This window comes from Pantoea sp. GL120224-02, from assembly GCF_900215395.1.
Classification (GTDB): domain Bacteria; phylum Pseudomonadota; class Gammaproteobacteria; order Enterobacterales; family Enterobacteriaceae; genus Pantoea; species Pantoea communis.
Genome location: NZ_OBEC01000005.1, coordinates 315,283 through 329,003, shown reverse-complemented (window position 1 = coordinate 329,003; position 13,721 = coordinate 315,283). Strand labels below are relative to the sequence as shown.

At 53.5% G+C, this 13,721-nt stretch carries 9 protein-coding genes; 3 read left to right on the top strand and 6 right to left on the bottom strand.

The window, feature by feature from the left end:
* Window positions 1-94 precede the first annotated feature (94 nt).
* Window positions 95-1,414, top strand: a complete 1,320-nt coding sequence (locus CRO33_RS12575) for an MFS transporter (protein ID WP_034829595.1) — start codon at window positions 95-97, stop codon at window positions 1,412-1,414.
* A gap of 169 nt (window positions 1,415-1,583) precedes the next feature.
* Here the strand turns inward: CRO33_RS12575 and yacL are convergent, their stop codons facing one another.
* The 3 genes from yacL to CRO33_RS12560 all read right to left on the bottom strand — a co-directional run bounded on the left by yacL (window position 1,584) and on the right by CRO33_RS12560 (window position 5,950).
* A complete protein-coding gene (yacL, locus tag CRO33_RS12570) occupies window positions 1,584-1,946 on the bottom strand; it encodes a protein YacL (protein WP_097118360.1) in 363 nt (120 codons plus the stop codon).
* Between the two features lie 173 nt (window positions 1,947-2,119).
* Entirely contained in the window at window positions 2,120-4,717 is a 2,598-nt protein-coding gene (acnB, locus tag CRO33_RS12565) for a bifunctional aconitate hydratase 2/2-methylisocitrate dehydratase (RefSeq protein ID WP_097118359.1), read from the bottom strand.
* 237 nt (window positions 4,718-4,954) lie between these two features.
* Window positions 4,955-5,950 carry an aldo/keto reductase gene (locus tag CRO33_RS12560; RefSeq protein ID WP_097118358.1) on the bottom strand — a complete coding sequence of 332 codons (996 nt, stop codon included), beginning with the start codon at window positions 5,948-5,950 and terminating at the stop codon, window positions 4,955-4,957.
* 98 nt (window positions 5,951-6,048) lie between these two features.
* Here CRO33_RS12560 and CRO33_RS12555 point away from each other — a divergent pair, with 98 nt between their 5' ends.
* Both CRO33_RS12555 and CRO33_RS12550 read left to right on the top strand, forming a co-directional pair.
* Window positions 6,049-6,948, top strand: a complete 900-nt coding sequence (locus tag CRO33_RS12555) for a LysR family transcriptional regulator (protein ID WP_097118357.1) — start codon at window positions 6,049-6,051, stop codon at window positions 6,946-6,948.
* Between the two features lie 280 nt (window positions 6,949-7,228).
* A complete protein-coding gene (locus tag CRO33_RS12550; RefSeq protein ID WP_097118356.1) occupies window positions 7,229-7,375 on the top strand; it encodes a Hok/Gef family protein in 147 nt (48 codons plus the stop codon).
* A 144-nt stretch (window positions 7,376-7,519) separates the two neighbouring features.
* On the opposite strand, the gene lpdA is transcribed toward CRO33_RS12550, so the two are convergent.
* The 3 genes from lpdA to aceE form a co-directional block, all read right to left on the bottom strand.
* Window positions 7,520-8,944 (bottom strand): dihydrolipoyl dehydrogenase, encoded by a 1,425-nt coding sequence (lpdA, locus tag CRO33_RS12545; protein ID WP_034829692.1) that lies wholly within the window; start codon window positions 8,942-8,944, stop codon window positions 7,520-7,522.
* 174 nt (window positions 8,945-9,118) lie between these two features.
* The gene (gene aceF, locus CRO33_RS12540; RefSeq protein ID WP_097118355.1) at window positions 9,119-11,008 is read right to left on the bottom strand and encodes a pyruvate dehydrogenase complex dihydrolipoyllysine-residue acetyltransferase; all 1,890 of its coding nucleotides are present in this window, start codon (window positions 11,006-11,008) and stop codon (window positions 9,119-9,121) included.
* A 14-nt stretch (window positions 11,009-11,022) separates the two neighbouring features.
* Window positions 11,023-13,689: a pyruvate dehydrogenase (acetyl-transferring), homodimeric type gene (gene aceE / locus CRO33_RS12535; protein ID WP_097118354.1), complete on the bottom strand. Its 2,667-nt coding sequence runs from the start codon at window positions 13,687-13,689 to the stop codon at window positions 11,023-11,025.
* Window positions 13,690-13,721 lie beyond the last annotated feature (32 nt).

Genomic DNA, 13,721 nt, shown 5'->3' with positions numbered 1-13,721 from the left:
CAGCGACAAGGTCATCTGTCCCCCGAATGTGGGGTGGATGATTGCAGTCAACGCCGCGACAGCGCGAAAGACACCGGGAAGGTGAAAAAATATTATGAACAACACCTCTCGCTCTACCCGCATTCGCTGGTGGATTGCTGGCCTGATGTGGCTGGCGATCGCCATTAACTATATTGACCGTACCGTACTCTCTGCGGCTGCCCCGCATTTGATCAAAGAGCTCGACATTAATCCCGAGATGATGGGCTTTATCATGGCAGCGTTCTTCTGGTCATACGCGCTGTTGCAGATCCCGGCAGGCTGGTTTGCCGACCGCTTCGGTCAGAAAAAAGGTCTCGGTATTGCGGTGGCCTGGTGGTCAATTGCTACCATGGCGATGGGCCTGGCAACCGGCTTTAAATCTCTACTGGCGCTGCGTTTAGCGCTGGGTGTCGGTGAGGCCGCAGCCTATCCGAGCAACGCCGGGATAACCGCGCGCTGGTTCCCGGATCGCGAACGTGCCACCGTTTCAGGCCTGTTCGACAGCGCCTCGAAGTTTGGTGGGGCCGTGGCCATGCCGTTGATCGTATTTATGATCGCCATGTTCGACTGGCGCATCACTTTCCTGGTGATTGGTTCACTCGGTGTGTTCTGGGTAATTGCGTGGTACTTCATCTATGCGGAAAACCCGGAAGATCACAAATCGATCAGTCAGGATGAAGTGCGCTTTATCCGTAATGGCCAGGCGCAGAAACACGGCGACAAAAGCGTACGTCCGATGAAGTGGTACAAACTGCTGCGCTACCGCAATATCTGGGCAATGTGCATTGGCTTCTTCACCATTAACTACACCTCATACTTCTTTATTACCTGGCTGCCGACTTATCTGGTGAAAGATAAAGGCATGGATTTCCTCAAGATGGGGATGGTGGCTGCGCTGCCGCTGATTTGCGGCATGGTGATTGAAGTGCTGGCCGGTTGGGCATCGGATCGCATGGTGCACAAAAAAGTGCTGTCACTGACCGCCACGCGCAAGCTGTTCCTGACTATTGGTCTGATGATGGCACTGTGTATCGGCTTCGCCCCGTTCACTGACTCGGTATTTATGACCGTGCTGTTGCTGTGTATCGCCAAATCGGGCACCACCGTTGCGGCTTCTCAGGTGTGGGCACTGCCTGGCGATGTGGCACCGCAGAACAGCGTGTCGATCGTGGCTGGCCTGCAAAACACCGTATCCAACATGGGCGGTGCGGTGGGGCCGATTATTACTGGTGCCATCGTCGGGGCGACAGGCCACTTCACCTGGGCACTGGTGTTCTCTGCTGTATTAGTGGTTATCGGTATTCTTAACTACCTGTTCCTGATGGGCAAAGTCGAACCCATCGTGGATGAGGAACAGGCGCATCATCCACACTCCGTGGTAAGCGGCGCGTAAGTGCCAAACTCGCCGCATCGTCCTGATGCGGCGTTTCCCCTACAGAAAATAAAAAACAATTGGAGGCGACATGTCGCTGAATTCAAGGGGATCATCTGCCGCCATTGAGTCAGGGAAAGCCAGAGTCTAAATAAAACTACGCCACGACAATGCAGGCGAAATTTTGCGGTTATCTGCCCGCAAGAAACTGCCGATACGCCGCGATCACTGCGAGGAAATCTTCCACGCCGCAAAATGACAGACTCTCTTCGTCGTAATACGTCATGCCCTCTTCCATGCCATCATCTTCCAGCGCCAGCTGGTTGGCTCGGATCATCACCTCTTCTTCATCCAGCCAGATGGTGTATTCATGCCCGACACGCTGCCACTGATTAATCGTTCCTTTGACTTCCCGCGCCGCCGCTTCCACTTCATCCAGCAGGCCGGGATGCTCTCTGACCTCTTCATTGAACCAGTGCCCCACTGCTTCGTGGTCCATCGACATACGCACTTTGACCTGTCCGGTCAAATCACGCAGAAATTCATACTCCATGGGTTTGCCTCGTGTAGCTAATGGCGCGACGTGCAGCACCGGTTAGGTGCATTTTGTGCGTAGCGCGCTGAATAAAGTGGGATCGCGCTCGCATTATGCCTGGACATGCCCAAGGAAAACAGCGCATAAAAAAGGGGACGATTCACATCGTCCCCTTTCATCCTTCGCGCCGATTAAACAGCGGTCTGGAAGATCACACCGTCAGCTTTATCAGTGTACTGACCTAACTGGTCAAAGTTGAGATAGCGGTAGGTATCTTCCGCGGTCTTATCAACCTGAACCATGAACTGCTGGTACTCATCTGGCGTAGGCAATTTGCCCAGCAGGGATGCCACCGCAGCCAACTCAGCCGAAGCCAGGAACACGTTCGCGCCGGTACCGAGGCGGTTCGGGAAGTTACGGGTTGAGGTGGAAACCACCGTCGCACCGTCTTTCACACGCGCCTGGTTACCCATGCAGAGTGAGCAACCTGGAATTTCGATACGCGCACCGCTCTTACCGAAGACGCTGTAATAGCCCTCTTCCGTCAGCTGAGCGGCATCCATCTTAGTAGGCGGCGCCACCCACAGACGGGTTGGCAGTTGGCCTTTGTGCGCATCCAGCAGTTTACCCGCTGCACGGAAGTGACCGATGTTGGTCATACAAGAACCGATGAACACTTCATCGATCTTCTCGCCCTGCACATCAGACAACCAGCGCGCATCATCTGGATCGTTTGGCGCACACAGGATTGGCTCTTTGATTTCGGCCAGATCGATATCGATCACTGCCGCATATTCTGCATCCGCATCGCCTTCCAGCAGTTGCGGATCCGCCAGCCATTTCTGCATGCCTTCTACACGGCGCTCCAGCGTACGACGATCGCCGTAACCTTCAGAGATCATCCACTTCAGCAGCACGATGTTTGAGTTCAGATACTCAATGATCGGCTCTTTATCCAGCTTGATGGTACAGCCCGCTGCAGAACGCTCAGCTGACGCATCGGTCAGTTCAAATGCCTGCTCCACTTTCAGTTTCGGCAGACCTTCGATTTCCAGCACGCGGCCAGAGAAGATGTTTTTCTTCCCTTTCTTCTCAACAGTCAGCAGACCCGCTTTGATGGCGTACAGTGGGATGGCGTGAACCAGATCGCGCAGGGTAATGCCCGGCTGCATTTCGCCTTTGAAGCGCACCAGTACCGACTCAGGCATATCCAGTGGCATCACGCCGGTCGCAGCAGCAAATGCCACCAGACCAGAACCCGCCGGGAAGGAGATACCGATAGGGAAACGGGTGTGTGAATCGCCGCCGGTACCCACGGTATCTGGCAGCAGCATACGGTTCAGCCAGCTGTGGATAACCCCGTCACCCGGACGCAGTGAGACACCGCCACGGTTCATAATGAAGTCAGGCAGGGTGTGGTGCGTGGTTACGTCAACCGGCTTAGGATAGGCTGCGGTATGACAGAATGACTGCATGACTAAATCGGATGAGAAGCCCAGGCACGCCAGGTCTTTCAGTTCATCACGGGTCATTGGACCGGTGGTGTCCTGAGAACCTACAGAGGTCATTTTAGGTTCACAGTAGGCACCCGGACGGATACCTTCAACGCCACAGGCACGGCCAACCATTTTCTGCGCCAGTGAATAACCACGGGTGCTCTCTGCAACGTCTTTGGCTTTCACAAACACATCGCTGTGCGGCAGACCCAGAGACTCACGTGCTTTAGTGGTCAGGCCACGACCAATGATCAGTGGAATACGGCCACCGGCACGCACTTCATCCAGCAGCACTTCGGTTTTCAGCTCGAAGGTCGCCAGCAGTTCGTCGGTTTCATGATTGCGCACTTCACCCTTGTACGGGTAAACGTCAATCACATCGCCCATGTTCAGACGGTCAACGTCCACTTCGATCGGCAGTGCGCCCGCATCTTCCATAGTGTTGAAGAAGATCGGTGCGATTTTACCGCCGAGGCACAGACCGCCGCCTTTTTTGTTTGGCACGTACGGAATGTCATCGCCCATGAACCACAACACCGAGTTGGTGGCAGATTTACGGGAAGAACCGGTACCCACCACGTCACCGACGTAGGTCAGCGGGAAGCCTTTTTTCTGCAATTCTTCGATCTGTTTGATCGGCCCAATGTTGCCGGCATCGTCGGGTTCGATACCATCACGTGGGTTTTTCAACATCGCCAGTGCGTGTAGTGGAATATCCGGGCGAGACCATGCATCCGGTGCCGGAGAGAGGTCATCGGTGTTGGTTTCGCCGGTCACTTTAAACACGGTGGTGGTGATTTTTTCAGCCAGCTTAGGACGCTTCAGGAACCACTCAGCATCGGCCCAGGACTGGATAATTTTCTTCGCGTGGGGGTTACCCGCTTTCGCTTTCTCTTCGACATCATAGAAGTTGTCGAACATCAGCAGCGTGTGAGACAGCGCTTCAGCGGCAATCGGTGCCAGCGCTTCTTCGTCGAGCGCCTCAATCAGCGCATGGATGTTATAACCGCCCTGCATGGTGCCCAGCAGTTCAACTGCCTTTTCGCGAGTAACCAGAGGAGAGAGGGCTTCGCCCTTCGTGACAGCTGCCAGGAAACCAGCTTTTACATAAGCCGCTTCATCAACACCTGGGGGTACACGGTTGACCAATAGATCGGTCAGGAATTCTTCTTCACCCGCTGGCGGGTTTTTCAGCAGTTCAACCAGCGCGGCCATTTGGGAAGCATCTAACGGCTTAGGTACGATTCCCTGGGCAGCACGCTCGGCAACGTGCTTACGGTATTCTTCTAGCACGACGTTCTCCTCGCTCTCATTGTATAGCTTTCCGGTACACCCCTTGAGCTGTCAAACAGTAGGGTGAGGTGCCCGGTTCCGCGTCGGCCAGCATAGCAGCATTTCGGCTGATTGTTAATCTGTTTACAAAAAAGCAACATCCGCGCGTTATTTAGCAGATTTACCTGGATTTTGAGCGGGGTCACACAAAATGGCAGGCCACCTGAGCCTGCCATTTTGTGATTGAAGGGCTAAAAATTAGCGATCGACCAGGGTGAATTCGCTTTCGTTGTAGCGCTCACCCTGAATATTTTGTGGATTGAATAGCGTATCCAGGGCCTTAATATCGGCTGAATGAAGTGTGAGAGCGGCCGCAGCACAGTTCTGTTCCAGATTGGCGATTTTACTGGCACCAGGGATCGGCACGATATCCTCACCTTTCGCCAGCACCCACGCCAGCGCCAGTTGTGCTGCTGTCGCATCATAACCTGCAGCCATCTCTGAAAGCTGATTCACTAACTTCTGGTTATGCGCCTGTGCGTCCTGTTGGAAACGCGGAAGATAGCGACGAAAATCATCTTCCGCCAGCGTGGTCGCCGCCGGGAATTTACCGGTGAGGAAGCCGCGGCCTAACGGACTGTAAGGGACAAATCCGATATTCAGCTCACGGCAGGTGGCGAGAATTTCTTGCTCCGGATCGCGCGTCCACAGAGAGTATTCGCTCTGCAGGGCCGAAATCGGATGCACCGCCTGCGCGCGGCGTAACGTGGCGGATGAGACTTCGGATAAACCGAGATACTTCACCTTCCCTTCACGCACCAGATCCGCCATCACGCCTACCACCTCCTCAATCGGCACGGCTGGATCGAGACGATGCTGATACAGTAATTCAATGGCTTCGACACCCAGGCGCTGAAGTGAGCCTTCCACGGCGCGGCGGATATGCGCCGGTTCGCTATTGGCACCGGTAATGCGCTCCCAGCCCTCCCCATGATCGGTAATGCGGAAACCAAACTTGGTCGCCACTTTGATATCGCTACGGCCTTTGATCGCTTTCGCCAGTAACATCTCATTGGTGAAAGGACCATACACTTCAGCGGTATCGAGGAAATTGACGCCGAGTTCAAATGCACGCGCCAGCGTATTCAACGCTTGCTTTTCATCATTCTGACCATAGGCAAAGTTCATGCCCATGCAGCCCAATCCTAACGCTGAAACCTGTAATCCCTGACTGCCTAATTGACGCTGTTGCATTGATTTATCCTCTTCGCTTACGGTGTTAATGTTATAAACCTCAGCAATCGCAGCAACAATTGCGCGATTTTCGTTGATTTAGTGAGTGGAATTCAGCAATGAACAACTACCGTGCATCAATGCAGGAACTGGAGATGTTTGCCGCTATCGCGCAGCATCTGAGTTTTCGCAAAGCCGCTGAGGAGCGAAATGTCACGCCCTCGAGCCTGAGCCACGCCATGCGCAACTTTGAGGAGCGGTTGGGAGTGCGTCTGCTGCACCGCACCACGCGGAAAGTGGCGCTGACCGAAGCCGGCGAGCGATTCTTGCTGCGTATCCAGCCTGCGCTGGCCGATCTTTCACAGGCGGTGGATGAACTGAATGACTGGCGTCGCGATCCTCGTGGCGTGTTGCGCATCAGCATGCCGCGTTCGGCGGAGGCGCTGTTTTTCCAATCCGTCATTTTACCGTTCGTGCAACGCTTCCCGGAGATTACGCTGGAGATCGACAGCAATGACGCGTTGGTAGATATCGTTGAGAGTGGTTTTGATGCAGGCGTACGCTATGGCGATGTGCTGGCGCAGGATATGATCGCAGTGCCCTTTGGCAAGCCGATGCGCGCACTGGCGGTGGCCAGCCCGGCTTTTCTTGCTCAACATGGCGTTCCGCAGTTCCCGGCGGAGTTATTGCAGTTTCCCTGTATTGAGCGGCGCTTTCCGAGCGGACGTCGCTATCGTTGGGAATTTTGGCAAGACGGGCGCAAGCAGGAAGTGGCGGTAAAAGGCTCACTGGTGCTGGACAATAATGAGCGCATTCTGCAAGCGGCATGTGCCGGATTAGGTATCGCCTTTTTACATCAGGACGCGGTCAACGCTGCTTTGGCGGAGAGAGAATTAGTTGAAATACTTACTGAGTATACGCAGATTGAAGAAGGATTCTGGCTTTATTACCCCAGCAGGAAATACCTTTCCGCACCGCTCAGGCATTTTATTAATTGGATTAAAGATATCAACAATTAATTACATGAACACTTAACACCTTTAATTAAAGACTAACGATAAAACTGGGAAATTTAATTAAAATTAAAGATAAATCAGACGTGAAATAAGAAACAAAACGCGTAGACTGCCTGCGGGCGCTTGAGGCAATCTGCCTCAAGCAATATCAATTGAGGTGGATTGTGGAGTGAGAAACTCATGCGGTCAATTTTCATCAACCGCACGAGCAGGCAACTACCCAAAACACCTAAGCAATGTTAGGGTAGTTGCTTGCTCGTGCTAATGCAAGGAGTAAGTGATTATGAAGTTATCATTCAGCAAGCTGATTATCGGCGGGCTCATGCTATTAGTATTGTGCCTGGTGAATCGCAATACACTCTGTGAATTACGATTCAAGGTATTCACTGCTGAATTATCTGCGGTAATGGCTTACGAAGTCAGGCCGTAACACTTCAATAGCAGGGGTTCGCCCCTGCTATTTCCGGCAGGGCTTATGCGTTAGCTCCAGCGCCTTATTTATCGATTCAATTTAATAGAACCCGTAATAAAAAACGGCTCCATTAAGGAGCCGTTTCTTTATTTAGCAAAAAAATTATTTCTTTTTCGCTTTCGCGTTTGGCAGGTCCGTGATACTACCTTCAAACACTTCTGCCGCCAGACCAACTGACTCATGCAAGGTTGGGTGCGCGTGAATGGTCAGTGCGATGTCTTCTGCATCACAGCCCATTTCGATCGCCAGACCGATTTCACCCAGCAGCTCGCCGCCGTTGGTGCCGACAATCGCGCCACCGATCACACGGTGAGTCTCTTTGTCGAAGATCAGTTTGGTCATACCGTCTGCACAATCAGAAGCGATTGCACGGCCAGAAGCAGCCCACGGGAAGGTGGAGACTTCGTAGCTGATGCCTTTCTCTTTAGCTTCTTTCTCGGTCAGACCTACCCAGGCAACTTCTGGCTCGGTATAGGCGATAGAAGGGATCACTTTCGGGTCGAAGTAGTGCTTCAGACCAGAAATCACTTCTGCCGCGACGTGGCCTTCGTGCACACCTTTGTGCGCCAGCATTGGCTGACCAACGATGTCGCCGATAGCAAAGATGTGTGGCACGTTGGTACGCAGCTGTTTGTCGACGCGGATGAACCCACGATCGTCCACTTCCACGCCCGCTTTACCCGCATCCAGGCCTTTACCGTTTGGCACACGGCCAATCGCCACCAGCACTGCGTCATAACGCTGTGCTTCAGCCGGGGCTTTTTTGCCTTCCATTGACACGTAGATACCATCGTCTTTCGCTTCAACAGCGGTCACTTTGGTTTCCAGCATCAGGTTGAATTTTTTGCTGATACGTTTGGTGAAGACCTTCACCACGTCTTTATCGGCAGCAGGGATAACCTGGTCGAACATCTCAACCACGTCGATCTCTGAACCCAGCGCGTTATACACGGTGGCCATTTCCAGACCGATGATGCCGCCGCCCATAACCAGCAGACGCTTAGGCACTTCTTTCAGTTCCAGCGCATCTGTTGAATCCCACACGCGTGGATCGTTGTGTGGGATGAATGGCAGCTCAATCGGGCGCGAGCCTGCAGCGATAATCGCGTTGTCGAAGTTGATGGTGGTTGCGCCACCCTCACCTTCCACCACCAGGGTGTTAGCACCGGTGAATTTACCCAGACCGGTTACCACTTTCACTTTACGGCCTTTCGCCATGCCGGCCAGACCGCCAGTCAGTTGGGTGATAACTTTTTCTTTCCAGGTACGGATCTTGTTGATGTCAGTTTGCGGCTGGCCAAACACGATACCGTGCTCTTCCAGTGCTTTGGCTTCTTCGATCACTTTCGCAACATGAAGCAGCGCTTTTGACGGGATACAGCCTACGTTCAGACAAACACCACCGAGGGTGCTGTAACGCTCAACGATTACGGTTTCCAGACCTAAATCAGCGCAACGGAAGGCTGCAGAGTAACCTGCAGGACCTGCCCCAAGTACCACGACTTGAGTTTTAATCTCTGTACTCATCATGACCTCTTATTAGATTGCCGGCGGTCAAAAGCGAGCCCGTCCCAGGCTCCGCATGCCCTTTATCCACCGGGACATTTCACCGCAAGAGTTTACAGAATTGTTAATAAACTGCCAACCGCGGCAACATTGAATGCTTACAACAAGGCCGGCATTTGCCGGCCTTGATTAACTTCACATCACCAGACGGCGAATGTCGGACAGTGTGTTGTTGATGATGGTGATAAAGCGCGCACCATCAGCACCGTCGATCACGCGGTGGTCGAAGGAGAGAGAGATTGGCATCATCAGACGCGGTTCAAACTCTTTACCGTTCCACACCGGTTCCATCGCAGACTTAGACACACCGAGGATCGCCACTTCTGGCGCATTCACGATAGGTGCGAAGTGCGTGGTGCCCAGGCCACCAAGGCTGGAGATGGTGAAACAACCGCCCTGCATATCGCCAGCGGTCAGCTTGCCATCACGCGCTTTCTTAGAAATCGCCATCAGCTCACGCGACAGTTCAGTGATGCCTTTCTTGTTCACATCTTTGAACACTGGAACCACCAGACCGTTTGGCGTATCAACCGCCACACCGATGTTGATGTATTTCTTCAGCGTCAGTCGTTGTGCATCTTCAGACAGTGAACTGTTGAAACGCGGCATCTGCTCCAGCGCAGCGGCAACGGCTTTCATGATGAACACCACAGGGGTGAACTTCACATCCAGCTTACGTTTTTCCGCTTCGGCGTTCTGCTGTTTACGGAACGCTTCCAGATCGGTGATATCAGTCTTGTCAAAGTGCGTAACGTGCGGGATAACCACCCAGTTACGGCTCAGGTTCGCACCCGAGATCTTCTGGATACGACCCAGTTCCACTTCTTCCACTTCACCGAACTTGCTGAAGTCCACTTTCGGCCAAGGCAGCAGACCCGGCAGGCTTCTGCCACTTGCCGCGGCAGCCGGAGCCGCTTCTGCGCGTTTCACTGCATCTTTCACGTAAGACTGTACGTCTTCTTTCAGGATGCGACCTTTACGGCCGGTGCCTTTGACTTTCGCCAGATTGACACCGAACTCGCGCGCCAGGCGACGAATCACCGGGGTAGCGTGGACGTAAGCGTCGTTTTCAGCAAACTCACCTTTCGCGTCAGCTTTCGCCGCAGGTGCTGCAGCAGGTTTAGCTGCCGCTGGAGCCGGAGCCGCTTCCTGTTTCGCCGCAGGTGCCGCAGCAGCAGGCGCAGCGCCTTCTACTTCGAACACCATGATCAGTGAACCGGTGCTGACTTTATCGCCGGTAGAGACTTTCAGCTCTTTCACCGTACCGGCGAATGGCGCAGGCACTTCCATTGACGCTTTATCGCCTTCAACCACAATCAGTGACTGCTCAGCGGTGACTTTGTCACCCACTTTCACCAGCACTTCGGTGACTTCAACTTCATCGCCGCCGATGTCAGGCACGTTGACGTCTTTCGCGCCACCTGCAGCAGCAGGGGCTGCAGCCGGAGCCGCTTCCTGCTTCGCCGCTGGGGCCGCAGCCGGTGCAGCACCTTCTGCTTCGAAGATCATGATCAGCGAGCCAGTATTCACTTTATCGCCGGTGGCGATTTTGATCTCTTTCACCACGCCCGCGAACGGTGCTGGCACTTCCATTGAAGCTTTGTCGCCTTCAACAGTAAGCAGAGATTGTTCAGCTTCAACTTTATCGCCCACTTTCACCAGAATCTCAGTGACTTCAACTTCATCACCGCCGATGTCTGGCACGTTGACCTCTTTGCTGACGGCCGCAGCCGCCGGAGCAGGAGCCGCTTCCGCTTTTTTCTCTTCTGCCGCTGGTGCAGCAGCCGCTGCGCCTTCTGCTTCAAAGATCATGATCAGCGAACCGGTATTCACTTTGTCACCGGTAGAGATTTTAATCTCTTTCACTACGCCAGCCTGTGGCGAAGGCACTTCCATCGAGGCTTTATCGCCTTCCACGGTGATCAGCGACTGTTCAGCTTCAACTTTGTCGCCCACCTTCACCAGGATTTCGGTGACTTCAACTTCGTCTGACCCGATATCCGGTACGTTAATTTCGATAGCCATTACTCTCTTACCTCTTAAGCCAGACGCGGGTTAACTTTATCGGCATCGATGCTGAATTTGGTGATCGCTTCTGCCACCACTTTCTTATCGATTTCGCCGCGTTTAGCCAGCTCACCCAGCGCAGCAACCACAACATACGATGCATCCACTTCGAAGTGGTGACGCAGGTTTTCGCGGCTGTCTGAACGACCAAAGCCATCGGTACCCAGTACGCGATAATCGCTTGAAGGAACGTAGCTGCGAACCTGTTCTGCGAACAGCTTCATGTAGTCGGTTGAGGCAACAGCTGGCGCTTCGTTCATCACCTGAGCGATGTACGGGACGCGTGGGGCTTCGGTTGGATGCAGCATGTTCCAGCGCTCACAATCCTGGCCATCACGAGCCAGTTCGGTGAACGAGGTGACGCTGTAGACATCAGAACCGATGCCATAGTCTTTCGCCAGGATCTGTGCCGCTTCACGCACGTGACGCAGGATAGAACCTGAACCCAGCAGCTGTACTTTGCCTTTGCTACCGTCTAAGGTTTCCAGCTTGTAGATACCTTTACGGATACCCTCTTCCGCACCCTGCGGCATCGCAGGCATGTGGTAGTTTTCGTTCAGCGTGGTGATGTAGTAGTAGATGTTTTCCTGCGCTTCGCCGTACATACGTACCAGGCCATCTTGCATGATGACCGCCACTTCGTACGCGTAAGACGGATCGTAAGAGATACAGTTCGGGATAGTCAGCGACTGAATGTGGCTGTGACCATCTTCATGCTGCAGACCTTCACCGTTCAGCGTCGTACGACCTGAGGTACCGCCGACCAGGAAGCCGCGCGCCTGTTGGTCGCCCGCCAGCCACATCAGATCGCCGATACGCTGGAAACCGAACATCGAGTAATAGATGTAGAACGGAATCATCGGCAGGTTGTTGGTGCTGTAAGAGGTCGCCGCCGCCAGCCAGGATGAACCTGCGCCCAGCTCGTTGATCCCTTCCTGCAGAATCTGGCCTTTCTCGTCTTCTTTATAGTAAGCAACCTGCTCACGGTCCTGCGGGGTGTACTGCTGGCCGTTCGGGCTGTAAATACCGATCTGACGGAACAGACCTTCCATACCGAAGGTACGCGCTTCATCCGCAAGGATTGGCACCAGACGATCTTTGATCGACTTGTTCTTCAGCATCACGTTCAGTGCACGCACAAACGCGATAGTGGTCGAGATCTCTTTGTTCTGTTCTTCCAGCAGCGGTTTGAACTCTTCCAGCGTTGGCATTTCCAGCTTCTCGCTGAACTCTGCCTGACGGGTTGGCAGGTAGCCACCCAGCTTCTCACGCTGACCGTGCAGATAGTTGTACTCGTCAGAACCTTTCTCGAAGGTCACGTACGGCAGGTTTTCGATCTGATCGTCTGCTACCGGCACGTTGAAGCGATCACGGATATAGCGAACGCCATCCATGTTCATCTTCTTCACCTGGTGCGCGATGTTTTTACCTTCCGCCGTGTCACCCATACCATAACCTTTGATGGTATGTGCCAGGATCAGGGTCGGCTGACCTTTGGTGTCCTGTGCTTTTTTCAGTGCTGCGTAGATTTTCTTCGGATCATGGCCACCACGGTTCAGGGCGAAGATCTCTTCGTCTGACCAGTCTTTCACCAGTGCAGCGGTCTCCGGGTATTTACCGAAGAAGTGCTCACGCACGTAGGCGCCATCACGGGATTTGAAGGTCTGGTAGTCACCATCAACGGTTTCGTTCATCAGCTGGATCAGTTTGCCGCTGGTGTCCTGCTTCAGCAGTTCATCCCAACGTGCGCCCCAGATCACTTTAATCACGTTCCAGCCAGCACCGGCAAAGATGCCTTCCAGCTCATTGATGATTTTGCCATTACCGGTAACCGGACCATCAAGGCGCTGCAGGTTACAGTTAATGATGAACACCAGGTTGTCCAGCTTCTCACGGGTGGCGATGGTGATCGCACCTTTAGATTCTGGCTCATCCATCTCGCCATCACCGAGGAAGGCGTAAACGGTCTGGTTAGACGTGTCTTTCAGGCCACGGTGTTCCAGATATTTCAGGAACTTCGCCTGATAGATCGCGTTCAATGGACCGAGGCCCATAGAAACGGTTGGGAACTGCCAGAAATCAGGCATCAGTTTCGGGTGCGGGTAAGAAGACAGACCTTTACCGTGCACTTCCTGACGGAAGTTATTCATCTGTTCTTCAGTCAGACGGCCTTCAAGGAAAGCACGTGAGTAGATGCCTGGAGAAATATGGCCCTGGAAGTAAACCAGATCGCCGCCGTCTTTATCACTGCGCGCACGGAAGAAGTGGTTGAAGCACACTTCATAAATGGTGGCAGAAGACTGGAAAGATGAGAGGTGACCACCCAGCTCCAGATCTTTCTTCGATGCACGCAGGACCGACATAATGGCGTTCCAGCGAATTGCGGAACGGATACGACGTTCAAGAGAGGTGTTGCCCGGATAGTCCGGTTCATCTTCAACAGCAATAGAGTTGATGTAGTTACTGATAGCCGACGCACCGCCAGCCACTTTCACGCCACCTTTGCGTGCTGCGTTCAATACCTGATCAAGCAGATACTGCGCGCGCTCAACACCTTCTTCACGGATGACCGATTCGATCGCCTGTAGCCAGTCACGAGTTTCGATCGGATCCACGTCATTCTGTAAACGTTCTGACATGGGGTGTGTTCCTTATCTGTGTCTAATACGTT